Annotated in this window: 22 protein-coding genes and 1 riboswitch; of the genes, 12 read left to right on the forward strand and 10 right to left on the reverse strand. The window is 42.9% G+C overall.

Annotation, left to right across the window (positions count from 1 at the left end; all coding sequences use genetic code 11):
• Positions 1-88: 88 nt before the first annotated feature.
• From R7O13_RS09015 to R7O13_RS09025, 3 genes are all read right to left on the reverse strand, one after another.
• The gene (locus tag R7O13_RS09015; protein ID WP_170893819.1) at positions 89-1,747 is read right to left on the reverse strand and encodes a BCCT family transporter; all 1,659 of its coding nucleotides are present in this window, start codon (positions 1,745-1,747) and stop codon (positions 89-91) included.
• 192 nt (positions 1,748-1,939) lie between these two features.
• A complete protein-coding gene (locus tag R7O13_RS09020) occupies positions 1,940-2,686 on the reverse strand; it encodes a 3'-5' exonuclease (protein WP_017820938.1) in 747 nt (248 codons plus the stop codon).
• Entirely contained in the window at positions 2,686-4,566 is a 1,881-nt protein-coding gene (locus R7O13_RS09025; RefSeq protein WP_005377775.1) for a DUF294 nucleotidyltransferase-like domain-containing protein, read from the reverse strand. The genes R7O13_RS09020 and R7O13_RS09025 overlap by 1 nt, the downstream gene beginning before the upstream one ends.
• Before the next feature lie 437 nt (positions 4,567-5,003).
• Between R7O13_RS09025 and proV the strand changes: the two genes are divergently transcribed.
• The 6 genes from proV (at position 5,004) to R7O13_RS09055 (ending at position 11,419) form a co-directional block, all read left to right on the forward strand.
• Entirely contained in the window at positions 5,004-6,191 is a 1,188-nt protein-coding gene (proV, locus tag R7O13_RS09030; RefSeq protein WP_005377777.1) for a glycine betaine/L-proline ABC transporter ATP-binding protein ProV, read from the forward strand.
• Between the two features lie 4 nt (positions 6,192-6,195).
• Complete coding sequence (gene proW, locus R7O13_RS09035; protein WP_005377778.1) at positions 6,196-7,281, forward strand: glycine betaine/L-proline ABC transporter permease ProW; 1,086 nt, start codon at positions 6,196-6,198, stop codon at positions 7,279-7,281.
• On the forward strand, positions 7,274-8,281 hold the full coding sequence (gene proX / locus R7O13_RS09040) for a glycine betaine/L-proline ABC transporter substrate-binding protein ProX (protein WP_054865582.1): 1,008 nt from the start codon (positions 7,274-7,276) through the stop codon (positions 8,279-8,281). The genes proW and proX overlap by 8 nt, the downstream gene beginning before the upstream one ends.
• A 193-nt stretch (positions 8,282-8,474) precedes the next feature.
• Positions 8,475-10,424: an LTA synthase family protein gene (locus R7O13_RS09045; RefSeq protein WP_193837409.1), complete on the forward strand. Its 1,950-nt coding sequence runs from the start codon at positions 8,475-8,477 to the stop codon at positions 10,422-10,424.
• Positions 10,425-10,570: 146 nt separating this feature from the next.
• Positions 10,571-10,936 carry a VOC family protein gene (locus R7O13_RS09050; RefSeq protein ID WP_130546073.1) on the forward strand — a complete coding sequence of 122 codons (366 nt, stop codon included), beginning with the start codon at positions 10,571-10,573 and terminating at the stop codon, positions 10,934-10,936.
• A gap of 99 nt (positions 10,937-11,035) precedes the next feature.
• Complete coding sequence (locus R7O13_RS09055) at positions 11,036-11,419, forward strand: hypothetical protein (RefSeq protein WP_005377782.1); 384 nt, start codon at positions 11,036-11,038, stop codon at positions 11,417-11,419.
• 90 nt (positions 11,420-11,509) lie between these two features.
• Here R7O13_RS09055 and R7O13_RS09060 read toward each other — a convergent pair whose 3' ends face one another.
• The gene (locus R7O13_RS09060) at positions 11,510-12,244 is read right to left on the reverse strand and encodes a chromosome segregation ATPase (RefSeq protein WP_017820934.1); all 735 of its coding nucleotides are present in this window, start codon (positions 12,242-12,244) and stop codon (positions 11,510-11,512) included.
• Positions 12,245-12,275: 31 nt separating this feature from the next.
• Entirely contained in the window at positions 12,276-12,434 is a 159-nt protein-coding gene (locus R7O13_RS09065; protein ID WP_005377784.1) for a hypothetical protein, read from the reverse strand.
• A gap of 527 nt (positions 12,435-12,961) precedes the next feature.
• Positions 12,962-13,061, forward strand: a riboswitch (glycine riboswitch).
• A 123-nt stretch (positions 13,062-13,184) separates the two neighbouring features.
• Between R7O13_RS09065 and R7O13_RS09070 the strand changes: the two genes are divergently transcribed.
• Entirely contained in the window at positions 13,185-14,561 is a 1,377-nt protein-coding gene (locus R7O13_RS09070) for an alanine/glycine:cation symporter family protein (protein WP_005377785.1), read from the forward strand.
• Between the two features lie 118 nt (positions 14,562-14,679).
• Here the strand turns inward: R7O13_RS09070 and R7O13_RS09075 are convergent, their stop codons facing one another.
• Positions 14,680-15,246, reverse strand: coding sequence for a hypothetical protein (locus tag R7O13_RS09075; RefSeq protein WP_005385713.1), 567 nt, complete (start codon positions 15,244-15,246; stop codon positions 14,680-14,682).
• Entirely contained in the window at positions 15,246-15,881 is a 636-nt protein-coding gene (locus tag R7O13_RS09080; protein WP_017820932.1) for a LysE family translocator, read from the reverse strand. Before R7O13_RS09080 ends, R7O13_RS09075 begins: the two co-directional genes overlap by 1 nt.
• Positions 15,882-16,104: 223 nt before the next feature.
• On the opposite strand from R7O13_RS09080, the gene R7O13_RS09085 reads away from it, so the two are divergent.
• Positions 16,105-17,577 (forward strand): carboxypeptidase M32, encoded by a 1,473-nt coding sequence (locus R7O13_RS09085; RefSeq protein WP_318303634.1) that lies wholly within the window; start codon positions 16,105-16,107, stop codon positions 17,575-17,577.
• Between the two features lie 70 nt (positions 17,578-17,647).
• Here R7O13_RS09085 and R7O13_RS09090 read toward each other — a convergent pair whose 3' ends face one another.
• The 3 genes from R7O13_RS09090 to R7O13_RS09100 all read right to left on the reverse strand — a co-directional run bounded on the left by R7O13_RS09090 (position 17,648) and on the right by R7O13_RS09100 (position 19,864).
• Positions 17,648-18,598, reverse strand: a complete 951-nt coding sequence (locus R7O13_RS09090; protein WP_053303308.1) for an LpxL/LpxP family Kdo(2)-lipid IV(A) lauroyl/palmitoleoyl acyltransferase — start codon at positions 18,596-18,598, stop codon at positions 17,648-17,650.
• 420 nt (positions 18,599-19,018) lie between these two features.
• Positions 19,019-19,354, reverse strand: a complete 336-nt coding sequence (locus R7O13_RS09095; RefSeq protein WP_412125715.1) for a DMT family transporter — start codon at positions 19,352-19,354, stop codon at positions 19,019-19,021.
• Positions 19,355-19,477: 123 nt separating this feature from the next.
• Positions 19,478-19,864 (reverse strand): DUF6559 family protein, encoded by a 387-nt coding sequence (locus tag R7O13_RS09100; protein WP_005377791.1) that lies wholly within the window; start codon positions 19,862-19,864, stop codon positions 19,478-19,480.
• Between the two features lie 340 nt (positions 19,865-20,204).
• On the opposite strand from R7O13_RS09100, the gene metA reads away from it, so the two are divergent.
• The 4 genes from metA (at position 20,205) to R7O13_RS09120 (ending at position 25,404) form a co-directional block, all read left to right on the forward strand.
• Entirely contained in the window at positions 20,205-21,146 is a 942-nt protein-coding gene (gene metA, locus R7O13_RS09105; protein ID WP_318303637.1) for a homoserine O-acetyltransferase MetA, read from the forward strand.
• A gap of 179 nt (positions 21,147-21,325) precedes the next feature.
• Entirely contained in the window at positions 21,326-22,051 is a 726-nt protein-coding gene (gene pilW, locus R7O13_RS09110; RefSeq protein ID WP_318303639.1) for a type IV pilus biogenesis/stability protein PilW, read from the forward strand.
• 267 nt (positions 22,052-22,318) lie between these two features.
• Positions 22,319-23,248, forward strand: coding sequence for a phosphate/phosphite/phosphonate ABC transporter substrate-binding protein (locus R7O13_RS09115; protein WP_171344727.1), 930 nt, complete (start codon positions 22,319-22,321; stop codon positions 23,246-23,248).
• On the forward strand, positions 23,248-25,404 hold the full coding sequence (locus tag R7O13_RS09120) for an EAL domain-containing protein (RefSeq protein ID WP_318303641.1): 2,157 nt from the start codon (positions 23,248-23,250) through the stop codon (positions 25,402-25,404). The genes R7O13_RS09115 and R7O13_RS09120 overlap by 1 nt, the downstream gene beginning before the upstream one ends.
• The last annotated feature ends 35 nt before the right edge of the window (positions 25,405-25,439 follow it).

Genomic DNA, 25,439 nt, shown 5'->3' on the forward strand with positions numbered 1-25,439 from the left:
TTCATTTCTCAGAGAAAAATAGAAATCCAAAAAAAAGCGGCATGCTTTCGCATACCGCTTTTATCAATAATTTAACTGCTGATACTAGTTATTTTGATTTCTTAGAAACCGCCTTTGGACGAGGTTCATCCATCAAACCTTTTATCAAAGATACCGTTGCAACAAGTAAAACAATAGTAAACGGTAAACCAGTCGTCACCGCCATTGCTTGAGCAGCAGCTAGACCACCACCCAACATCAATGCAATCGCAACCAAACCTTCAAACGTACACCAGAACACGCGTTGTGGCGTTGGTGCATCGACCTTACCGCCCGCAGCAATAGTATCAATAACCAGTGATCCTGAGTCAGAAGAGGTAATGAAGAACACCACGACTAAGATAATGCCGACAAAAGATGTTATCTCAGCCAATGGCATAACATCTAACATGGCAAAAAGTTTTAAAGGTAGTTCTGCGTTAAACACCGCCTCGTAGCCATCATTAACGTATTGGCTAATTGCGTTACCGCCAAAAGCCGTCATCCATAACACACAAACTGAAGATGGGATAAGAATAACGCAAATAATAAACTCACGAACTGAACGACCGCGAGACACACGTGCGATGAACATACCCACAAATGGTGACCAAGAAATCCACCACGCCCAGTAAAACGCCGTCCAGCCTTGAGAGTAATTCACATCCTCTCGTCCAAATGGCATAGATAAGGCAGGGATATTAGCCACATAGGAAACGATGTTCTCGAAGAAACCAGTTAAAATCGCAATCGTCGGGCCAACAACAATAACAAATAGCAATAGCAGCGCTGCAAGACCCATGTTGATTTCAGATAAGATTTTCACGCCCTTATCGAGTCCAGCCACAACAGAGATTAAAGCGAGCGCAGTAATACCAATAATCAATATAACCTGCGTGGTATTGGTCATTGGGACATCAAACAGGAAGTTCAAACCCGTTGCTGCTTGAGACGCACCGTAGCCTAGCGATGTTGCTAAACCAAAAACCGTCGCTACCACTGCAAGAATATCGATAATATGACCAGTCCAACCCCATACACGCTCACCAAACAAAGGGTAAAAAATTGAGCGCATGGTGAGTGGCAAACCTTTGTTAAATGAAAAGATAGCCAGCCCAAGAGCCAAGAGCGCGTATATTGACCACGGATGAAGTGCCCAGTGGTAAATCGTCGCAGCCATCCCTAATGCCGAAGCTGCAGTTGCATCGCCCTCTGCACCACCTAGCGGTGCCCAGTCAGTACGTACACCATTCTCAACGTTCACGCCACCAATCGCAGAACTAAAATGGGACATCGGTTCTGATACACCGAAGAATACGAGACCAATGCCCATACCCGCAGCAAATAGCATTGCCAACCATCCAGCATAGGAGTAATCCGGTGTTGCTTCAGTACCACCGATTCGTACACGGCCTAATGGTGTGAAGATCAATCCGACACAGACAATGACAAAAATATTACCTGAAGCGAGAAAAAACCAGTCTAAATTGTGTAACAAACCCGCTCGTAGGTCTGAAAAAAACGGCTCTACCTGTTCTCGGAATAATAGTGTTATCACAACAAACATGACGATTGCTAAGCCAGAAATTGCAAAAACACGGTTGTGAATATCAAGGCCAAATGGGCCTACCTTTAGCGCAACGTTATCCTGACCAATTTGATAGTCAGTATCTATTGCGTTTACTTTTCCATCGGGGCGTTGAATGCCACCGTTATTATCGGTGCTCACGGATAATCTCCTTAAAAATACGTGACCAAGTTTAAATTACTTTCGTCGGAGTTCGAGTAATGAAACGTCTTCATCACTACCAAGCACATGTTCATAAAACATTGTTCTTATAAGCGGTTACTCAATCCGCCATCACAATCTTAAAGCCCCCTATCTCTCATTGCATTTTATTGTTTTCACCATAAATAACGCCTATTGCCAAACCGAAGATATTGGCATGTTTCGATTAAAGTGATACTGCAGTTGTGCTTGAAACAGCTCCGCAGTTGCTAACGCATCCGTCAGGGCATGGTGAGGTTGATAAGCAGGGAGGCCATATCTTTCACGAGCGTGCCCTAATCGTACAGAACCGGGTTTCTTGCCTTTCAACTTATTGATAAAACCTCTGCATTCACGGCGCTGTATCGCATACTCAATATCTAACGTATCAACAACAGGAAACTGTATCCCCTCTCCGATGCTATTTAGCAAGGCGTTATTAAAGAACTGCCTTTCAATGTTCTTGTAGTGAACAAGTACCACTTTGCCTGACAACGCATCCAATATTTCACCCAAGATCTGAGACAGCTGCGGCGCGTTTTTAACCTCAGAGTCAGTGATACCGTGAATAATGACAGACTCGTGGTTTAACTCTCTGTTTGGGTTAACGACCCAATGAGCAGAACCATTACATTGAACACGATCAATAGTGAACGGCACAAGTCCGATCGTGAGAATGACATCCTCTTCCGAGTTCAATCCTGTTGTCTCAAAGTCTACCGAGACAAATGGCACTTGTTCAATTGGTGTTTCCCCATTAACCATCGGTGTCGAATAGTAGCGTTTGAGCCTCTCGTCTTTCGCTTCTTTAGCGAGTTGTTTGAACAACATTGACCACTCTGGCGTCTGGGATGTATCCAACAACGGCTGTTCTTTTTCTACTTTTTTTGAGAACCACATTATTTGCTACTTCTCTGGTATCGAAACTTAATGAAGTTCTGAGCGTTACTTAGAATTTGAAATGCTGCTTTTAAGTTTCGACGTTCAAATTCAGACATGTTCTCCGGCTCAATATTGTTGTCTGGCTCTTCTCCATTTTCTATATCAAGGGCTTGGTGACGAATTCGAACCATGTAGATTAGCTCCATCGCATCCCTTAAATCCAAACCTCGACCTTTCGGTAAAATGCCAGCATCATTAATGTCATCTAAACGGTCGAAAGAGTTTTGCGATCGCGAACCGATTGCCAGAGAATGCACCCGTATTAAATCGGCCAACGGAGCCGTCCCCCTTCGCTTCAAGTTAATCGAGTTGCGATGACGACCATCTTTCTCCATCACAAAGTCTTTGAAAAAGCCCAGTGGAGGCGTCCTACGTATTGCGTTATACGCCATACAAGCAAGAAAGCGGTTATTTCTTTTCGCTCGTCTCACAATAAAGCTGCTTAATTGCTCCGCCCATTTCACTCGCCCATGCACACCGAGGAGATCAAAAAAGATATTACTATTTAACAATCTCTCAGGGGTTGGATTGTCTATCCAGTTTCCAAAGCATTCTTCCCATTCTGCACGAGTTTTTCGCCATTCTGGGTTGGTAGCCATAATGTCTCCAGTACAATAAGCATAGCCGCATGCCGCTAAACCATCACAAACAAATTTAGCAAACTTTTCAAAGTACTCTCCGTGAATCTCAACGTCATAACTGTTATCGAGAATAAGCGCGTTATCTTGGTCCGTTACAATTAGCTGCTCATCCCTCGCCATTGAACCCATTGCGACTAAACAATAAGGAATGGGCGCTGGGCCGAACTCTTGCTCAGCTAATTCAGCGAGGCGTTGTTTGAAACTACTGCCTATAACCGACATGGCTCGACCAATCATGTGCGCGTTGGCATCTTCATTGACCATTCTTACGAAACAGTCTTTTACTTGTTCAGAAACCTGCTTGAGATCCTCGACACTGGTTTGCTGAAAAATAGAGCTCACTAGCAATAGGCTGTTCTGAGATTCGTAACGAACGATGTCCGTCATGCCAATAATTCCTATCGGCTTTTTATCTTTTAAAATTGGTAAATGATGCACGTTGTAACGCAACATGGTTAACATGGCCTCAAACACATAGGCGTTATAATCCAATGAAACCACGTCATAACTCATGACCTCACTCACTGGAATATTGGTATCAATACCCTGAGCTAGTACGCGAATGCAAAGATCGCGATCAGTCAATATTCCAAGCAGCTGTTCGTCATCTTCTTCTGTGAGCTCCTCTGTCGGGCGAATAATGAGCAGAGAGGTGACATTTTCCTCTGCCATTAGTATCGCAGCTTCCTGAATTGAAGCCGTTGCCTCCAGAGTTACTGGATCTCTTGCTAAGATTTTACGTGCCTTAGCGGTGGTAAAGTCATTGCTTTCGGAGCGGCTAGATATTGCGCTTCGCAAACGCGCGCTATCTTCCAGTTCCATGTAGTCCGCAAAGTTTTCAAACTCATCACAAAGTTCATTGAAGATGTTTTCCGGAATACAGTAAACGAGAGTGTCTTCTATCGCTTTGGCTGGCATCCGTACGCGGTTGTTCATCAACAACCCCATCTGACCAAACAGTCCACCAGCATCAATCCTGTTATAGAGTTCACCTTTACGTCGATAGATCTCTACCGCCCCACTTCTCACCATATACAAGTCGCGGATCGTATCTCCGAAGTTAAGGATTTTTGTTCCTTGCCGAAAGTATGCAACTTCGGCATTGAGAGCAATTTTTCTAAGCTGCTCTTCAGGTAGGTCATCAAAAGGTGGGTACTGGCTAATGAAATTGAGCACTTCTAACTGTTCGGCTTCCATTTTTTATTCCATACGTTGCCTAAACTACAGCGATAAATATCACTCTGAGTGAAATCAAGCAATAAATAAATCTAAGGATAACAGTACCTAACCGATTTCACAGGACCAAGCCTTAACCAAAAATTAGAGCTCTAACCTTTTATATGTAGAGTTCTAAGCTATCACAGCTTATATCTATGCAAGCGAGTTGAGTTGAAATGTACAAAAAAATTCAAAATAAATTCAACCCTACGTCAGGGCAACGTTATGGCGGATAAAAACACATCACAAGCAATTGTTTTAAATATAAAAAATAAGAATTGAACATACCTTGCTCAACGAATTCTCTATGCACGGCAGAACTAGTTAACCAGCCCCCTTTCGTTGAAAGTTGAACTAAAATTAATTAGAGTACAAATCGTTAAACAGTTATAAACACACGAAAAAGGACAGATAACATGGATCCCATACTGGAAGTTAAGGGACTGTATAAAGTGTTTGGAGAAGACCCAGAGAGAGCCTTCTCGCTTATCGACAAAGGCGTCGATAAAGACGGTATTTTTGAACAGACAGGTTTAACAGTCGGCGTAAACGATGTATCTCTCACCATAAATGAAGGGGAAATTTTCGTAATCATGGGCCTTTCTGGCTCCGGGAAATCCACCCTTGTTCGACTTCTTAACCGGCTCATTGAGCCGACTAAAGGTAGTGTTTATCTCAAAGGAAGAGATATCGCCCACATCTCCGAGAATGAACTTCGAGAAGTTCGTCGTAATAATATCTCAATGGTGTTTCAAAGTTTCGCACTCATGCCACACATGACGGTGATTGAAAATGCCGCCTTTGGTTTAGAACTTGCCGGCATCGATGTTAATGAGCGTCAGAAAAGTGCCCTTTCCGCCTTAGAAAGAGTGGGTTTAGACCCTTATGCAGAATCTTTCCCTGACGAATTATCCGGTGGTATGAAACAGCGCGTTGGTTTAGCGAGAGCGTTAGCCTGTGATCCAGACATCCTATTAATGGACGAGGCGTTTTCCGCTTTAGACCCATTGATCCGTTCTGAGATGCAAGATGAGCTTATTCGTCTACAGAACGATGACAAACGCACAATTGTCTTCATTTCTCATGATTTGGATGAAGCAATGCGCATTGGCGACCGTATCGCCATCATGCAAAACGGTGAGGTTGTTCAGGTTGGCACACCTGATGAAATATTACACAGTCCAGCAAATGATTATGTCGAAGCGTTTTTCCGCGGCGTAAACATCGCAAGTGTCTTGACAGCAAAAGATATCGCGCGCAAGAAGCCAGCGGCTGTTTTTAAGAAATCGGAAAATGACGGTCCAGGCTCTGCGATGCAGATTCTGATGGATCACGACCGTGATTACGGTATTGTCGTCGATAAATCTAGCCGATATTCCGGCATCGTATCTCTTGATTCACTACGTTTGGCTCATAAAGAAAACCGTTCGTTAGCCAGTGCTCAATTACCGGATGAAGTTACTCTTCAGCCTGATCAGTCAATTAATGACATTTTGGGTCTGGTTGCTGGTGTTCCTTATGCCGTGCCTGTCGTAGATGAGAAAGGAACTTACTTTGGTGTCGTGACTAAATCACGTCTTCTACAAACACTAGATAAGGATTAACACGATGTCTTCAGAGCAAACTAACAATGATCCCTGGTCAAATACTGCTCCTGCGCAAGATGATCCTTGGTCGCAAGGTACAGAGGCCGCGCCAAGTAATGATTGGCTCAACTCAGAAACTGTAGAGCAAGCACCATTCGATATTATGAACCCATTCCAAGATGCGGTTTTACCCCTCGATAGCTGGGTAGAGTCCGGTTTGAACTGGCTGGTGGAACATGGTCGACCTGTTTTCCAAGCAATACGAGTTCCAATCGACTTTATTCTAACGTCGTTTGAAACTGCTTTGGTGTCTACACCTGCGCCTATAATGGTACTCATTTTATTTTTGCTAGCGTGGCAGTTTTCCAATGTAAAACTTGGTTTTTCTACTCTTGTATCCCTTGTTTTCATCGGCCTAATTGGTGCGTGGTCACAAGCGATGACAACGCTAGCACTGGTGTTAACCGCCGTTTTCTTCTGTTTGCTTATAGGGCTACCAATGGGGATATGGTTGGCAAGGAGCCAAACCGCTGCCAAATTTGTTAGGCCAATATTAGATGCAATGCAAACGACTCCCGCGTTCGTTTACCTTGTGCCAATTGTTATGTTGTTTGGTATTGGTAACGTTCCTGGCGTAGTAGTAACGATCATTTTCGCCCTGCCTCCCGTTGTGCGCCTGACTATTTTGGGTATTCAGCAAGTACCTGAAGAGCTTATCGAAGCTGGCCACTCTTTCGGGGCAAACAAAAAACAGATGCTTTATCGCATCCAGTTACCGTTGGCGTTACCAACCATCATGGCAGGTGTAAACCAAACCTTAATGCTGTCACTTTCTATGGTAGTGATTGCTTCAATGATTGCTGTTGGCGGCTTAGGCCAAATGGTACTTCGTGGTATTGGCCGACTTGATATGGGTCTTGCTGCCGTTGGTGGCTTAGGCATCGTTATTCTTGCGATTTTGTTAGACCGTATCACCCAGGTGTTAGGGGTTAATGCGGGCAACACTAAACTTCGCTGGTATCACACAGGTCCTGTTTCATACCTATTAAAACTGAAAACAAAGACGAACCAAGACGATCTAAAACTTAGGAGAAACATCAATGAATAATTCATGGAAGAAAGCGCTCTCTGTTGGAGCTCTAAGTACTATCGCATTTTCAACTTATGGTGTGGCAAGTGAACTACCGGGTGAAGGTGTCACTGTTCAGCCTGTTCAATCAACCGTTGCAGAAGAAACATTTCAAACGTTGATCGTAAACCGCGCACTTGAAGAGCTTGGTTACGATGTTAAACCGACCAAAGAAGTGGACTACAACGTAGGCTACACCTCTATTGCTAAAGGTGATGCTACTTTCTTAGCGGTTGGTTGGTTCCCTCTTCACGCCGATAAGTACACGATGTCGGGCGGTGATGATAAGTTCTTCCGTAAAGGCCAATACGTAAGTGGTGCTGCGCAAGGTTATTTGATCGATAAGAAAACCGCGGAAAAATATAACATCACGAACATTGGTCAGTTAAAAGATCCAAAATTGGCGAAGCTATTCGATGCAAACGGCGATGGCAAAGCGGACTTAACTGGTTGTAACCCAGGTTGGGGGTGTGAAATGGTTGTTGAGCATCAGTTGGATGCTTTCAAACTTCGTGACACAGTAACACACAACCAAGGTAACTACGCGGCGATTATCGCTGATACGATCTCACGTTACAAAAAAGGCGATCCGATTCTTTACTACACTTGGACACCGTACTGGGTAAGTGGCGTTTTAGTTCCAGGGAAAGATGTTGTGTGGTTAGAAGTGCCATTCTCTTCACTTCCTGGTGAGCGTAAGGACATTGATACGACACTAGAGAACGGTAAGAACTACGGCTTCGAGATGAACTCTATGCGCATCGTTGCCAATAAAGAGTTTACGGAAAAAAACCCTGCTGCTGCGAAGCTATTTGAAATCATCAAACTAAATATCAATGATGTTAGTGCTCAGAATATGATGATGAGCCAAGGTAAGAACAGCTCAGCGGACATCGAGTCTCATGTAAATGGTTGGATCAAAGCGAACCAGAAAAAGTTCGACGCATGGGTCGAAGAAGCGAAGAAAGCCGCAATGTAATCATGCCTTTATCAATCTCTAGAGCCAGTTGGTGTTATCAACTGGCTCTTTTTTACACAAACGCCCCTCCCCCTTACATAGACATACCAACACTTACACTACTCGACCATAAACCCACATTATAATTCACGTTTATTTCACGCTTGCTTTGCTAAAAACAACACAACATAACAATTAAACTATTCGAATAAATATGAAAAACTTATCAAAGAGCTCTGTGTGGGGGCCTTTGCAGCCAATTGCTGCCTTTTCTTTGTTTTCACTTCTATTTCTGTCTATCTCAAGAGTTTTGCTAGCTTTTTGGCAGATTGACCGTATTGACTCTCTAAACGACTTAATTTACATCCTAGGTCAAGGTTTGCGCGTAGATATTGCAACGCTTTGCTGGTTATTTATTCTTCCAGCACTGTTTTCAACCTTCATGCCATTAACCGGTAAGATGGGAGAGTGTTGGAAGCGAATATTACGCATATGGATGGTTTTAGGGCTTTGGGTGCTTGTATACATGGAGCTCGCAACAGCGCCATTCATTCAGGAATACGACCTACGTCCAAACCGCCTGTTTGTGGAATACTTAATCTACCCAAAAGAAGTCTTGAGTATGCTCTGGACTGGCTACAAATTAGAACTGTTTATTGGTGCGTTAGGTACAGTTTTAACCATCACTTTAGGTTGGAAGTGGAGTAAGAAACTGACCGATAAGGCGCAGCAGGTCAACTGGAAATGGCGACCACTATTGGCACTTTTCGTTGTTCTTTTTGGGGTTGCAGGTGCTCGCTCATCTTTAGGTCACCGCCCGCTAAATCCTGCTATGGTCGCCTTTTCTAACGATCCACTGCTTAACGACTTAGCACTGAACTCATCTTACTCATTGTTGTTTGCGGTTAATAGCATGAAGTCAGAAAAGAGCGCGGAGCAGTTCTACGGAAAAATGGACACTCAAAAGATGTTGGAATTAGTTCGCACTTCATCAACAAAGTCCGACTTCACCCCTTCATTACTCCCAACCATGAACAGTAACCCCGCGACTTACCAAGGTAAACATAAAAACTTAGTGATTTTGCTACAAGAAAGCTTAGGCGCCCAATTTGTCGGTGCTTTGGGTGGTTTGCCTCTAACACCAAACCTTGATGAACTCATGAAGGAAGGTTGGCAGTTCACACAAATGTACGCCACTGGTACTCGTTCTGTCCGTGGAATTGAAGCCGTAACCACGGGCTTTCCTCCATCTCCGTCTCGCGCGGTAGTGAAGCTGAGTAAAAGCCAAACGGGTTTCTTTACTATCGCGGACTTACTAAAAGCTCAAGGCTATCACACGCAATTTATTTACGGCGGTGAAGCCAACTTTGACAACATGAAAACTTTCTTCTTTGGTAACGGTTTTGATCAAATAGTAGAAGAAGACGATTATAACAACCCAAGCTTTGTTGGCTCTTGGGGGGTTAGCGATGAAGATCTATATAACAAAGCAAACGAAGAGTTTGAACGCCTTTCAAAAAGCGACAAACCTTTCTTTAGCTTAGTTTTTACGTCAAGTAATCATAGCCCTTATGAGTATCCGCAAGGCAAAATTGAGCCATACGATTCAGAACATATGACGCGTAACAACGCCGTAAAATATTCCGATTACGCTTTGGGCACTTTCTTTGAAAAGGCGAAAAAGTCATCTTATTGGGATGATACCATTTTCATTGTAATTGCAGATCATGATGCACGTGTTTCTGGCGCTAACCTTGTTCCGGTTAAGCACTTTCACATTCCAGCATTGATCCTTGGTAAAGGCATTCAACCACGTAAAGATGACCGCATAGCAAACAACATAGACATGCCGCCTACACTGTTATCTCTAATTGGGGTAGATGCTAAAACACCGATGATTGGTCGTGATTTAACGAAGCCACTGGCTCGCGAAGATGAACGCGCAATGATGCAATACGACAAAAACTTTGGTTATTTAACGCGCGACAATCTCGTTGTGCTTTCCCCTGGTGAAAAGATATCGACCCTGGCGTACGACTTTAAAGACCAAACCATGAAGCCGCTAGAGGTGGACGAGTCTATTATCGAGCGTGCAAAAGCAAACGCATTATTTGCATCTAAAGCGTATCAAAACAACTGGTATTCTTCCAAAAACACTCATTAATACCAATGATTGCGCTGATAAAAAGGAGCTAAACGGCTCCTTTTTCTTATTCTTTCACTTACCTTCGAGAATGTGCTACTGACAACTCCTGTCGTTCCTTTCCGTTAGATTGCCCCTACTATTTCTAATTGATTAAGGAACAAACCATGCTGACTATCAATTCATTCGTTCTCTACGTTGAGGACATCCACATAAGCCAAGTTTTTTATTCGAAACTGTTCGAACGCAAAGTCACGCAGTTGTCTCCAACCTTCGCCGCTATTCCACTGACCGAAGGCTTAACGTTGACACTCAAGCAAAGAGATAATCTTTCACCCTACAGCGGCATTCGAGGTGGTGGTACCGAGTTGTCTTTATCAGTGCCCAACAGGCATACGTTAGAGCGCATTTACAAGCGCTGGAAAGACCTAGGTGTTGAGTTTGTTCAACCACCAGCGACATCAGTGTATGGGTTAAATTTTATGGCTATCGATCCAGATAAGCATCGCATTCGCGTTTTCATAAATGAATAAAAATGCGTTAAAAATGCTTTTTACCCATTCCCAATGTGACTTCAATAAATTAGACTCAAGGAAACATCAAAAGCGGCGTAGTAATAAGAAGGAATGCCCATGAGCTCAAGTATGATCCTTAGCGAATCCCTAATCGAGAGCGGAAGAGATATCCCCCTCAAAGAACTGCTTTATGCAAAGCGCGTGCTGGATAACTACATGGCAGTAGCCAAAGAAAGTAGCCCGCTTGAGCTATTAACTGAGATGAAATCGGCAGCAAAGCAAGTAGAATACTTTACAACGACGAGTAACCCGTGTGAGGCTCGTAATGTCATCAGTCAGATGATTGATAAAATCGACACCGCGGAATCTTTTGCTTCGTTCAAAGCATTAGCAGGTAAGCCATCTCAAGCACTCAATGAACTAATTGAAGATCGAGCTCAGCTGATTAAACACGAACGAGAACTCCTGCTCGCCTCAGGCTATGACGCCTCACGAATCTAATATACGCGACAGGCTAAAAGTCATAGCTAACAACGAAAAAGGAGCTCTTAAAGAGCTCCTTTTGCTTTTCAAAAATCGGATACAAAAGACTTAAAGGCCGATATCTTCCGTTATTGCTTTGATTTGTTTGAGGTCCATTTTATAGACTTCAATCATTTGATCGACCTGACTTAGTCGTGAATTAGCTTCATCATGTTTATCACACGCGTCCGACTTCACGTCCCAAGATTTGCCTTCTAAAAATACGTCACACTCTTTCTTGAGTTTCTCAATCTTAGGTAATAATTTTGACCGTTCTTTCTCGAGAGACTCTAATTCTTGCGAAATTTTTAGCTCTTTCTGGAATACTTCGCGGGACCGCTCAAACATAGTCGCTTGCATATCCGCTTGACGACTCAACTTCTCATTTTCTGACTTCGTCGTGTTGATCTTATCTGCCTGCTGCTTCAATTGAGACTCTAGTGACAAGTTGACCTTCTCGACCTCAGTCAATTGCTTTTGCAACTTCTTAAGTGCTTTCTGATGAGCTTCATCTTTCGCGGCGAGTAACTCACTAACTTGGTTTTGTATTTCTTGGTCGAGCGCCTCTTCACGCACTTTTACTTGAGATGCCAACTGGGTTTTATCTTGCGTTAGTGCTTGATACTTTTCTTCTAATACGTGGTAAGTCGATTCCCACTTGTTCGCAGTGACAACCGATCCAACAAGGCCACCAAATGCCAAGCCTAACACCGCAGCGATTGCGATATAGATATGCGTACGTTTGTCACGCTCTTCAATGACAACTACGTCGTCTTGCTCTTCCATTTTGTTCTGAGAACTCACCGTATACTACTCCAAGGACTCTTTTACTTTGCTAGCGGATCAATTCCGCAAACATAATTGATGCTGTATAAATCAGAAATGCGCCAATTAATGTTATAACGGTCGCTTTTTGGACTTTTTCATTGGTTCGATAACGAAACAGCACAAATGCTACTGCAATCAACACCGCAATGGCTAATAATCTGGTCATACCGCCTCCTTGTCCACTCATGAAAAACTGCCTAGGTCCGTAGACTGTTTCACAAAGATTCATTGTAACCCATTTATACGTACCATAAGGTCAACTTAGCGTAGATTTTAAAATAAGTGCTCCGATTTTAATCAATTTTGTGTCCTTAATTGAATAACTTATGTCGTAACAATCGAAACACATTTATCGTTCTGAAGTATTTTTGGGTTCCATTCCCTAACCCAATAAATTTTATTTATGCCGTGACTCGCACAAAAAGATTGGCAAACATACCTTCATGAAAATTGATGAGGTTATTTCATTGAAAATAAATTGACATAGGGTGTTGAAATGGACCAAAAACATGATAGAGTTCACACGTTAATGATGACCAGCATCATTAACTAACCTTTACTCATTTAATTGAGTAATTGTTCCGATGAAGACTGCAGGAGAGTGGTTATTAATCAAATTTTAACATTTGATTAGCATAACTCGCCGAAGAATTAACTATTTCAGGTGCTACCTAGGTAGCGGGGACTGTAGTTGGAGGAACCTCTGGAGAGAACCGTTAAATCGGTCGCCGAAGGAGCAAGTCTTGCACTCACGCAAGGTGAAACTCTCAGGCAAAAGGACAGAGGAGTGGAAAGTTACAACCTAACTATTTTGGCTTGGCCTTCCCGCCTACAACCAATAGCTTAGTTCTTTTAGAGATCGTTGATCTCGTCCTTTCCCTCTTCTCCTTATTAGTTGTTTTATTAAGGGGAAATCATGAACAACCTACAATCTTTACTACAAACCATCGATAATTTTGTCTGGGGTCCACCGCTGCTTATTTTGCTAGTAGGTACAGGTGTTTACTTCACTTTTAGCCTTGGCTTGATCCAGTTTAAACACCTCCCAACAGCGCTAGCGATGGTATTCAGTAAAGATAAGTCATCTAATACTCAAGGTGACGTTTCTAGCTTTGCAGCTCTTTGTACTGCGCTCTCAGCAACAATTGGTACTGGTAACATTGTTGGTGTTGCCACAGCAATCAAACTCGGTGGACCAGGCGCTCTATTCTGGATGTGGCTCGCTGCCCTTTTCGGAATGGCGACTAAATACGCCGAATGTTTGTTGGCGGTTAAGTACCGAAGAGTCGATGATAAAGGCCAAATGATTGGTGGCCCAATGTATTACTTGCAATACGGTGTTGGCTCAAAAGCTCTCGCGATCATGTTTGCAGTGTTTGCTTTGGGTGTTGCTTGTTTTGGTATCGGTACGTTTCCACAAGTAAACGCGATTCTGGATGCAAGTGAGATATCTCTTGGTGTTAACCGTGAGCTATCTGCCTTTGTACTAACTCTTTTGGTTGCTTTCGTAACTTTGGGTGGCATCAAATCCATTGCTAACGTTGCAGGAAAAGTGGTTCCTACCATGGCTGTATTTTATGTGTTGGCGTGTTTAAGCGTGATCATCATGAATGCAGACCAATTGTTCAATGCCGTTGAATTAGTGCTGGTTTCAGCCTTTACATCAACAGCAGCGACTGGTGGTTTTTTAGGTGCAAGCATCATGCTGGCAATCCAATCAGGTATCGCTCGCGGTGTGTTCTCAAATGAATCAGGTTTGGGTAGCGCGCCTATGGCAGCAGCAGCAGCGAAGACAGACTCTTGTGTTAAACAAGGCCTAATTTCAATGACGGGTACCTTTTTCGATACCATCATTATTTGTACCATGACAGGCCTTGCTCTAATCCTGACCGGTGCATGGCAAAGTGACCTAGCAGGCGCCGCGATGACGACTCATGCTTTTGCGGTGGGTTTAAATGCAGATACATTTGGCCCTATGCTCGTCTCAATCGGTTTGATGTTCTTCGCTTTTACCACCATTCTTGGTTGGAACTACTACGGTGAGCGTTGCGTTGTGTTCCTGTTCGGAACTAAAGCTGTGCTTCCATACAAACTGATTTTCGTTGGCTTGGTGGCATCTGGTGCATTCCTTCACCTCGATATGATTTGGCTACTGGCTGATATCGTAAACGGTCTGATGGCAATTCCTAACCTGATTGGTTTGATCGCACTGCGTCACGTCGTACTGGCAGAAACCAAACTGTTCTTTAGCTCAACATCGCAATCAGGTGAAGTTGAAGCAGTGAAAGCTTAGTGAAACGACAGCTGTTCGGTCACAAACTACCAGTAACGGAGAGCAAAGCACATTAGAAATGGTAAAAACATAAAGCCCGCTATTATTTAGCGGGCTTTATTTATCTTCGGTTAAATGGTTAATCTCTCAACCATTGATGCTCAACGTTTTCTCCACGTTCTTCAAAAAACTTCGCATTTTTTTGCTTGAATTGATCCGCTTTCAACTCTGATAGCGGCCAGTCTAAAAATGCTTCTGTTACAAACGAGTCGCCGACACCAACCTCAATCGATTCCAGATGTTTCCCGATGTAGCGATAAAAGTAGCCTTGCCCAAACGCATCGCACACCATAGGTACATGCCTGACACGTTGATGATTGACAGAGACCGAAGCCCAAGTCGTCGTTTTAGGTTCACAGGTTTGCTCTTTTACAACGTCGACCTCAAATTTATTGTCCATAGTTGTCGAAACAAAAACGACAATAGCGTCATGCAAATACACACGCCTGAGCAATAACTGTTTAGTGTCTTGAGTTCGCGTTTGTTGTATTCCATTAGCAAAAGGCTCGAAGTAGCCCCAGTGCCAAGACCAGATCATGCCGCGTTGCGCAAACTGTACTTGTGGCCACGTATGCCAAGCAACAGCGGCACCTATCCCCACAATAAATACAGCGAGTAGTATCAACAATCGATAAATATTACGCATTAAACGGGTTTTTCAATTAATAACTTCACACCAAGTGCGACTAATACTGCGCCCGTCGCGCCTTCCATCCACTTCATAAAGCTTGCATTCTTTAGTAGATTTTTAGCCGAGTTAAGCGCGCCAGCTAAACCACACTGCCAAACCATCGCAATAGCAAAGTGTACAGATGCCATCATCATTGATTGAAGCAAGGGTGAACCTTCTGGATTCACAAACTGTGGCAAGAAAGCCAAATAGAAGACCGCCGTTTTCGGGTTCAAGACGTTAGAAAGAAAGCCCTCTCTAAAAGAGCGCTTACCATTAAACACTTCGTGAATCTGCTCGGTCACGGTCAATCCATCTTTCGACGACATTAGCGCTTTTAAACTGCTCAAACCAAGCCAGATAAGATAAGCCGCGCCAATCATTTTTACGATTTGGAACAACTCTGCTGATTGCGCAAGAATCGCCGAGATACCAACCGCAGAAAAAAAAGCATGTACGAATAAGCCAAAGCAAATCCCTAGACTGGTTGTACATCCATCTTTTAGGCCCGAGCGGCTAGTGTTACGGATAACAAGTGCAGTATCTAAACCTGGCGTTAACGTTAAAATCGTAATGGCAATAATAAATGCCTCGAAATTCAAAATATCCATATTATCGTGATAATTAATTGTCAATCCTTCATCAATACCGCCAATCCACAAGATTCGCAAGCTTCTTTTTTAAGAGAGCTATACAACTGGGTGAGTTTATGGACAATGGGTTGGAGTTAATTGTTAATTATTAGTAAATTAACGCAGGTTGCTTAGTGCAACATCATATGAAGGACCCGTTATCGGGTGTTTAGGGAAAGAACAAAAGAATAAGAGTAGTCACATGAACGCATTTACAAAACTCGTTGAACATTCCAAAAAAGTGGCAAATTTTGAGCATCTATCTGCCATCATAGATTGGGATCAAGCAGCGGTCATGCCACCTGGTGGCGCTGAAGCACGCTCGAATGCCACGGCAGAGCTCGATGTACATATCCATTCTTTAATGACTCAACCGCACTTGGGAGAGCTTTTCGCTCAGGCAGAAGAAGAGACGCTGTCTACAAAAGAAAAATCTATCCTAAGAGAAATGAAGCGTGGGTGGCAGCAAGCTAACTTACTACCAGAATCATTAGTTCAAGCTCAATCTCTTGCTGGCTCCAAATGTGAACATGCATGGCGTACGCAACGTGGAGAAAATGACTGGGCTGGTTTTGAAAAGAACTGGGCTGAAGTCGTAAAGCTATCGCAGGAAGAAGCGCAAATTAGAGCCGAAGCAAATGGCACGACTCCTTATGATGCCATGCTCGATGTTTATGAACCTGGCACAACGTCTGCGTCGTTAGACATTCTTTTTGCTGACGTGAAAACCTGGCTTCCTACTTTGATCGATGAAGCGCTTGAAAAACAACAATCAGACAACATCTTATTGCCAACTGCACACTACCCTGCGGAAAAGCAAAAAGCGCTCGGTTTGGAAGTCATGAAGCTACTTCAATTCGATTTTGAACACGGTCGACTTGATGAGAGTACCCACCCATTTTGTGGCGGTGTACCGACAGATGTGCGTATTACGACACGTTATAATGAAAACGAGTTTGTCCAATCACTGATGGGGATTGTCCACGAAACTGGCCATGCTCGATACGAGCAAGGGCTACCAAAAGATTTATCAGGAACACCCGCGGGAGAAGCTCGCTCTATGGGTATTCATGAATCACAATCACTCTTCTTTGAAATGCAAATAGGACGAAGCAGCGCGTTTATCGATCACCTCGCTCGACTGGCTTCTAACCATTTTTCTGGTAGTGAATTCGAAAAAGACAATTTAGCCAAAATTTACACTCGCGTAGAAAAAGGCTTTATTCGCGTAGATGCTGACGAACTAACATATCCTGCTCACGTTATTCTTCGATATGAAATTGAGCGAGATCTCATGAACGGCGTCATCAAACATACAGATGTACCAGAACTCTGGAACGAAAAGATGAAAGCGTACTTGGGGCTATCAACCGAAGGAAACTTCAAAAATGGCTGTATGCAAGATATCCATTGGACAGACGGAAGTTTTGGCTATTTCCCGTCCTACACGCTCGGTGCGATGTACGCTGCACAATTTATGGCAGCAATGAAACAAACCGTCAATGTAGATGCGGTTATTCGTTCTGGCGACTTAGCTCCGATATTCAATTGGCTCTCGGAAAACATCTGGAGTAAAGGTAGCTTATTCACCACTGATGAGTTGGTAAAACAAGCCACGGGTGAAACACTGAATGCTAAACACTTTCAAGCTCACCTAAAAGATCGCTACTTATAAAGCGAAAAGAATAGAAAGTAAAAGCCCAAGGTTCGTATGTTCCTTGGGCTTTTTGTAGGCTCTCTATGTGTTATGCCAAGCTAGGGATGAGCCTAGGCTTGTACAAACAGTCCTCACCCTCTGGTCTAGTTTTAAACCGACGATGAAGCCACATATACTGGCTCGGACTTGCCATGATTGATGTTTCAACTATTTGATTCACGAATGCGGCGGCACGTTGATGATCCTCTTTCGGGAAACCTTCGACGGGCGCACTAATGGTTAGGGTATAGTGTCCGTCTTTTCCTCTTACCATCGTAAAAGGCACAATGGCGCAATCTGTAGAATCAACCAACAAACTTGTACCTGTCGTAGTACAAGCATTTTTAACGGCAAATAACGGTGCAAATGTCGAGCGTCGGTTACCATAATCGTGGTCCGGTGCATACCAAACCCGCTCACCCGTTTTAAGTGATTCAAGCATGGCTTTGACGTTTTTACGATCAATCAGTGTACGATTAGAGCGAGAGCGTCCCTTATACTGAAAATAATCAAAGCACGGATTATTGTTTGGGCGATAAACACCGGTTCCAGACTTTTTAATGCCAAAAGCTCGAGCACCTAACTCTAGATTCATTGAGTGTACGGCCAACATTAATGCACCTTTGCCTGACTTCTCTAAAGCCTCTAGATGCTCCATGCCTTTTATCGTGACGTGTTTGTTTACCCGTTTATCTGACCAAAACCATGCCATTGCGGTCTCAAAAAGTGCGATGCCAGTATTGTCGATGTTGTCTTTTAGAATTGCTTCGCGTTGGCATTTTTCCATATGAGGGAAGCAAAGCTCAAGATTGCGTCTGATCGTAACTTGACGTTTTCTCATGAATCGCATAGCTAAACGACCAATGTTGCGTCCCAAAGCTAGTTGAACTTTAAAAGGAAGGAGGCTAAGTAAGTACATCACGCTAATGATAATTAACGTTCCCCAGTAACGAGGCAAAAGAAATTCGGCCTTGAATGCAGGCTTTTTGTATTTGTTCATGTAAGTATTGTCAGATGTGCCCATCTATAAGTGATAAAAACAATGATAATGGACTGCACTTTTATCATTGATAACGCTAATAACATAAATTAAAGCGCGCGGATTCTATGGTTCTTCGACACACTACACAATAAGAACTTTGCAGAAATATGTAGGGAATGAAAAAGCAGTACAGATGAGTCGCCACGTTAACATCTATCGGAGTGATTTATCTACTGCCCTTTCCTAAAGTTTGAAGAAATATAACTTTGTATTTTCAATGCGCTAAATAATGTCTATTTTTCAATCACATAATGCGACCGTGATGAATACAATAATAAGAAGTGATATCAATACTCGTCATTAGCGATTGAATTTGCACTAAAAAGCCGCAGCAATTTCTCGCTGCGGCTTCTTATTCACTTAACAAGTAGAGTGGCGTTATTCGTGCCCTACTGTTTTGGATAATAAATTTACGATCAACACACCAGCGATGATAAACCCAATACCAACTAGGGCTGGTAAGTCTAGACGCTGTCCGTAAACAAAGTAACCAACCGTCGCAACCAAAACGATCCCAGCACCACTCCATATGGCATAAACAACCCCGACAGGCATTGTTTGCACTGTGACGGAAAGCAAGAATAAAGCGATGCCGTAACCAATCAAAACGACTGTGCTCGGCATTACTTTCGTAAATTGCTCTGTTTTGGGAATATAAGAAGTGGCAATCACTTCACATACAATCGCGATCGACAGCGCCAACATTGGTGGCATAGAGATAAGCATTTTGAACATAAGGCATTAACGCTCAACAGAAATGTAACCGACAACATGTCCGGATAATTAGGCCGCGCATTATACCCAACTCATCTCACGATGGAATACCACTAACGATGTTTACACACCATCACTTTCGCTTACTTTTTGATGACCAGGTGAAAGGCTGACGTTTTGGTGCTGACGAGAAATTTCAAAGTAGATATGCATATCAATCGGCTCAGGTGTATTGAGTAGCATCTTACCTACTTCACGTTGGAAATGACCATAATTACCTAGCTCATCCGTTAGTTCTAGGAGCTCGTAAGAGGCTTCATCGGCAAACATTCCATACGCATACTGATAATGACTGATATCCTTGCTCTTATCATAACCCAGCTTTTGAAGAGCTTGATCAATCTCTTCCGGCGTATAAATGTCTTTATCACCAAACGAATGCAGTAGCACGCAAGGAACTTCTTGAGCGATGCTCTGAATCTTTGTCTTTCTCTTGAAAATACCGAACATAATGTCCTCCACTGACGATGTTTCCAAATATGCACATTAATGCAAAATGGTGAGCTGATTGTTTTTAGTATGGCTCATTAATTTGAGACTTCCTTACTACGAAGTCACCTTCACATATTAACGTGATCGCATAATTACCAGCAAATAGTACACACTGCGTTTCAAACCTATCTCATCAGAAACTCTGCTTTAGTCACAATTGTGTGACAACCCCGAGTACGGTTTACCATAATGTAAAGAGTAGATTGAAAAGTCGGATTTCGTATCGACATCTAAACTTAATTAAGTTAGCTTTAGAAGTATAGACGTCTAGATTGACTATACTTAGGGAGAGAAAGTCGTGCCAATTAGAATTCCAGATCAATTACCAGCTACCGATGTATTAAGGACAGAAAACATCTTCGTGATGAGTGAAACGCGTGCAGCGAGTCAGGAAATACGTCCTTTAAGAGTACTGATCCTTAATCTGATGCCAAAAAAAATAGAGACTGAAACTCAGTTTCTGCGTCTACTCTCAAACAGCCCACTACAGGTTAACGTCGAATTACTGCGCATTGATAACCGCCCGAGTAAAAATACGCCAACTGAACATTTAGACACGTTTTATCGCCAATTTGAAATGGTGCGAGATAACAACTTCGATGGCATGATCATTACTGGGGCTCCATTAGGTTTGGTACAATTTGAAGATGTCATTTATTGGGATCATCTCAAAACCATCATGGAGTGGGCAAAAGATCATGTGACATCCACTCTTTATGTTTGCTGGGCTGCGCAAGCGGGACTAAAGCTACTCTACGATCTACCTAAAAAAACGCGTAAAGAAAAACTTTCAGGCGTGTATCACCACCAAATCCATCATCAATTTCACCCTATCTTACGTGGATTTGATGACACGTTTTTGGCTCCTCACTCGCGTTACGCAGATTTTTCGCCTCACTTTCTAGAAGAGCATACTGACTTAGACATTTTAGCGACATCGGATGTCGCAGGTGTGTACTTAGCCACCACAAAAGACAAACGCAATGTCTTTGTCACAGGACACCCTGAGTATGATTCTCACACCTTACATAATGAATATATCCGAGATTTAAGCGAAGGTATGGAGCCCGCTATTCCTGTCAACTATTACCCAAACAACAACCCAGATAACCCACCAATTGCAAGCTGGAGAAGCCATGGACACCTCCTCTTTTTAAACTGGCTGAACTACTGTGTTTATCAGCAAACACCGTACGACCTCGATCACTTCAGTGAAGATGCTTTCACTAAAGACGATTAGCTTCAAAATAAGCAAACAAAGCACTCATCATTACCGAAATGTAATATGTGAACCAAGCCGCCATATGGCGGCTTTTTCATAACAGTTTGCAAACCTGATCGCATAGTGTTTTTTCCTCAATAGGTTTTTGCTAAGTAATTCATATCATGCAGAAAGATTCAGGGATGTAGGGATAAAGAATGAAAACAGCAAAGCTCGGTGCACTAATATTATTGTCTCAGTTTGCACTCGTGGGTTGCGTGACGGTGAAAGAAGATGGAAGCCCTGTCGTTAAAGCCGATCCTGTGGCAATGGCAGAATCACGTATCGCACTTGGCTTAGGTTATTTAGACGGCGGTAACATGATTCGCGCGCATGATAACTTACAACAAGCCTTAAACCACGCACCTCAATACTATCGCGCGCAATTATCTATGGCTCACTACTACGAAACGGTTGGTGAAGATATTAAAGCCGAACAGATGTATAAACGCTCTCTACGCCAACACACTAAAAACGGAAATGTGCTCAATAACTACGGTACTTTTCTTTGCAAGCGAGGTGACTTCGAAAAAGCCGATCAGATGTTTAATCGAGCCATTGAGCAGCCTTATTACTACCTTATTCCAGCAAGCTATGAGAATGCAGCTTTTTGTGCGCTAAAATCACAAGATAAAGACAAAGCGAGATACTACTTTACTAGAGCTATCGATCATGACCCCTATAGACCAAAATCGATTTTGCAACTCGCTAAAATAGAAATTGATAGCGGTGATTATACTGAAGCTAGAATTCGATTAATGAGATTCAATCAAATGTATGGCGTGAAGAAGCCCTCTTTGCAACTCATGATTCAACTTGAACGTGCAGCAGGCAATGAAGCTCTCGAGAAAAAGTATCAAAAACAGTTGGAAAAATTTTCTTAGTACAAAATAGCGATACATAAGGCGCATTAGCTCACAGCCAATACTGCGCTTGACCAAGAATCCGGTGAATTCAGACTCACGGTGATACATTCATCCTGTACATAAACGTCAAATTCGGTACTATTTGAACGGAATAAGTGACCAAGTCACATTATAAAAAGTGCGCACACAACGAAATTTGTACATCATACTGTTTTTAAGATTGATTTCGGCACATTGATAAATACTAAATATTACTGACATGCACCAGAAGGAAGTTGAAGCCGGATGAAACCTGCCTGCACTCTGTTATTACTCACTTTGCTGAGTTCACCTTTTGTCGTCAGTGCACAAGATAATATTGAGAAAACATTCACGTTTGGCATTGTGTCGAATAAAGCCCAAAGCAAAATCAAAAAAGCGACGCCCCTTACCCAGTATGTAACTGAAAATATGGCTGAATATGGTTACGCAAAAGGGGCGGTAAAGGTATTTAAAAATTATCGTCAGCTCGCGGTTGCGCTTGAAAATGGCACCGTTCAAATTGCAACGGCGACCCCCTTTAATGCGATGACCTTAGAAAAGGAGTCTAATAGCCAAGTCCTCGCTATACGATGGAAAAAAGGCCTGCAAAAATATCATACGGTGTTCTTTACTAATAAAGAGAGTGGCATTGAGTCACTTTCTGACCTGCGCGGAAAAACGCTTGTTTTCGAAAAGCGCACGTCTACCAGCAGCTATTACCTACCTGCGATTACATTGCTGAATCACGGAGAAAAACTGCAATACCTTCCCTCTCCTGATGACAAACCGGCCAAAGACAGCATTGGTTATTTATTCCTTGATGAGCAACTCGCTCAGTCAAATGAAATCAACCTATCTGTATGGGTATATAAACAGAGAGTTGCAGCAGGAGCATTCAGTAACTTCAACTGGAACAATCCCAAAGATTTGCCAGAGAACATGAAAGACAAACTAGCGATTTTTTCTCGTTCTGTTGAAATACCCAGGGATTTGATTCTCGCTTCTCCAAGCATGAGCCTAGAGCAACAGCGTAAAATCACGTCAATACTGCTTGATATGGATACAACTCACGAAGGCTCTCTCGCACTTAAAAAGTTTCAGAACACCAAAAAATTCAGCGCGCTTACTCCAGAAATGCGAGCCTCCTTAAGTACAGTTCGCAAGTCAGTTCACTTGTTACCGAAGGTGGATTGATGTTTAAAAAGCTCTCACTCGAAACCAAATACATTTGCTCGACAATGTTCGTTGTCTTGTTTGTTGTGGTGATAAACCTTGCGTTATACATGCACGGTTACGATGCGTATTCAAATAGCTTAACTCAACAAATCACGAACAACTCTCAAGAAAAAACAGAATCTTACGTTAAGCAAAAAGGGTTGGTTTATGCAGAGCTATTATCAAAACAGCTTTTTGATCCACTCTATACAGACAATATCAGTCAAGCGTATGAGCAAATTAAGGCAACATTGAGCCAGCCAGATGTCTCGAAAATACATGTTGTTGACAATGAAGGGCTAATCTTTCACGACGGCACTACTCAGCTAAGGATGTTTGCCCAACCTCATTACCGCTCTCCTTTTATTTTGAAAGCAATAGAAGAATCTAGAACTCTCGTTTCCTTTTCCAAGCATCAGTTGGAGATCGCAGCGCCGATTCAGCAATCAAACATTACTCTTGGGGCGGTGTATCTTGAGCTTAACTTGATACATCTACTGGAAGAGAAAGAACAGAACATTGAACAAGTCCAAGCGATTACCTCAAACGATAAACAGAAGATGTTTAACTTGCTGCTAACGATCAGTGGGATATCCGTACTATTCGGTAGCATCATCGCTTATGCTTTGGGGCGGTCGTTAACTAAGCCACTCAAGCAACTAAAAGATCAATTTTCAGAGTCAAATACCCAAGCGCTGCCAGTCACCGACATACAAAGCAAAGATGAAGTGGGAGAACTTATTTCGGCGTACAACAAAATGTCAAACAAAGTGAACCGATACACCAGCCGAGTTGAGTTCATGGCGTACCACGATATTCTGACTTCCCTGCCAAACCGAGAAAAGTTACTCATTGATATTCAAACGCAAATAACTGACCACAAATCCCCCTCACTCGCGGTTGTGTTTATTGACTTGGATGACTTTAAGCACATTAACGATAACTACGGACATAACATTGGGGATAAATTGCTCGGCCATCTTGCTTCAGAGCTTCAAAGCCGTTTGCCGAGTTATTTTAAGCCGCTTTACCGCCTTTCTACCATCGTAAGTCGAGTAGGTGCGGATGAATTTGTACTGGCCTTTCCGTGCTCGGACAGTCATGAAGCTACAGAAAAAGCGCACGCTATTCATCGCCAACTACTCTCTCCCTTTAGTTTGGAAGAGAACGATATTCAAATTACGGCAAGCCTCGGAATTGCTGTGTATCCAGAATTTGGTTCAAACGCTGAGTCTCTTTTACAGCTTTCCTCTCTTGCGGCGCAGGAATCTAAAAGACGCGGTAAAGACATTATGACGATATACGATTCCACGTTTGATGAAACGATTAAACAACGTTTATACATAGAACGAGAACTGCGTCGTTCAGTACGTGACTTGTCTCAATTCGAGCTGTGGTATCAACCACAATTTGATCTAAAAACCTATCGCCTAATTGGGGTCGAAGCATTGGTTAGGTGGAATCATCCCGAGAAAGGCTATATCAGTCCAGAATCGTTTATCCCGATCGCAGAGCAAAGTGATTTAATATTGGAGCTTGGAGAACATATCATTGAGACGGCAGTTGCTCAGCGGGCAATTTGGGCAGAACATTTCGGTACTGATTTTCACATCGCATTAAACTTGTCCCCAAGACAAATCTATCGCCAAGATTTAAGTCAATTATTTTCTAAGTATTTACGACTACATGATGTCGCCCCTCAAACCATTCATGTTGAAGTGACAGAGTCACTTTTTATTGATGATACAGAGAAAGCTCAATATGTGCTTAAAAAACTACAAAGTATCGGAGTGGAAGTTTGGCTAGATGACTTTGGTACGGGGTATTCAGCCCTTGCCTACCTACAACATATGGCTTTTGACGGGCTCAAGATTGATCGTTCATTTATCGCTCAAATCCGAAAAAGCGATCAAGACGATTCATTAGTTCGCGCGATTGTATCCATGGCTCACAACCTAAGAATGAAAGTAGTAGCCGAAGGCGTAGAAACTCAAACTCAACTCACACGAATGGAGTCTCTCCACTGTGACGTCGTACAAGGCTTTTTCTTAGGTAGGCCTGTACCTGCTGAGGAATTGATTGCATTTGAATACCAACGAGGGAGTGGCGCTCAAAGCGTCAATCACTTTGCTTAGAACGCCGTTTTGTTAACTATTGCCGCTTAGCGCGT

Source organism: Vibrio sp. Y176 (assembly GCF_033438945.1).

Coding starts and splice junctions, on each gene's coding strand:
- R7O13_RS09070 (WP_005377785.1), top strand. CDS start 13,185: ATGAACAACCTACAATCTTTACTACAAACCATCGATAATTTTGTCTGG.
- R7O13_RS09025 (WP_005377775.1), bottom strand. CDS start 4,566: ATGGAAGCCGAACAGTTAGAAGTGCTCAATTTCATTAGCCAGTACCCA.
- R7O13_RS09085 (WP_318303634.1), top strand. CDS start 16,105: ATGAACGCATTTACAAAACTCGTTGAACATTCCAAAAAAGTGGCAAAT.
- R7O13_RS09090 (WP_053303308.1), bottom strand. CDS start 18,598: ATGAACAAATACAAAAAGCCTGCATTCAAGGCCGAATTTCTTTTGCCT.
- R7O13_RS09115 (WP_171344727.1), top strand. CDS start 22,319: ATGAAACCTGCCTGCACTCTGTTATTACTCACTTTGCTGAGTTCACCT.
- proW (WP_005377778.1), top strand. CDS start 6,196: ATGTCTTCAGAGCAAACTAACAATGATCCCTGGTCAAATACTGCTCCT.
- proV (WP_005377777.1), top strand. CDS start 5,004: ATGGATCCCATACTGGAAGTTAAGGGACTGTATAAAGTGTTTGGAGAA.
- R7O13_RS09050 (WP_130546073.1), top strand. CDS start 10,571: ATGCTGACTATCAATTCATTCGTTCTCTACGTTGAGGACATCCACATA.
- R7O13_RS09095 (WP_412125715.1), bottom strand. CDS start 19,354: ATGCCACCAATGTTGGCGCTGTCGATCGCGATTGTATGTGAAGTGATT.
- R7O13_RS09020 (WP_017820938.1), bottom strand. CDS start 2,686: ATGTGGTTCTCAAAAAAAGTAGAAAAAGAACAGCCGTTGTTGGATACA.
- R7O13_RS09120 (WP_318303641.1), top strand. CDS start 23,248: ATGTTTAAAAAGCTCTCACTCGAAACCAAATACATTTGCTCGACAATG.
- R7O13_RS09045 (WP_193837409.1), top strand. CDS start 8,475: ATGAAAAACTTATCAAAGAGCTCTGTGTGGGGGCCTTTGCAGCCAATT.
- R7O13_RS09080 (WP_017820932.1), bottom strand. CDS start 15,881: ATGGATATTTTGAATTTCGAGGCATTTATTATTGCCATTACGATTTTA.
- R7O13_RS09100 (WP_005377791.1), bottom strand. CDS start 19,864: ATGTTCGGTATTTTCAAGAGAAAGACAAAGATTCAGAGCATCGCTCAA.
- R7O13_RS09055 (WP_005377782.1), top strand. CDS start 11,036: ATGAGCTCAAGTATGATCCTTAGCGAATCCCTAATCGAGAGCGGAAGA.
- proX (WP_054865582.1), top strand. CDS start 7,274: ATGAATAATTCATGGAAGAAAGCGCTCTCTGTTGGAGCTCTAAGTACT.
- R7O13_RS09075 (WP_005385713.1), bottom strand. CDS start 15,246: ATGCGTAATATTTATCGATTGTTGATACTACTCGCTGTATTTATTGTG.
- R7O13_RS09065 (WP_005377784.1), bottom strand. CDS start 12,434: ATGACCAGATTATTAGCCATTGCGGTGTTGATTGCAGTAGCATTTGTG.
- pilW (WP_318303639.1), top strand. CDS start 21,326: ATGAAAACAGCAAAGCTCGGTGCACTAATATTATTGTCTCAGTTTGCA.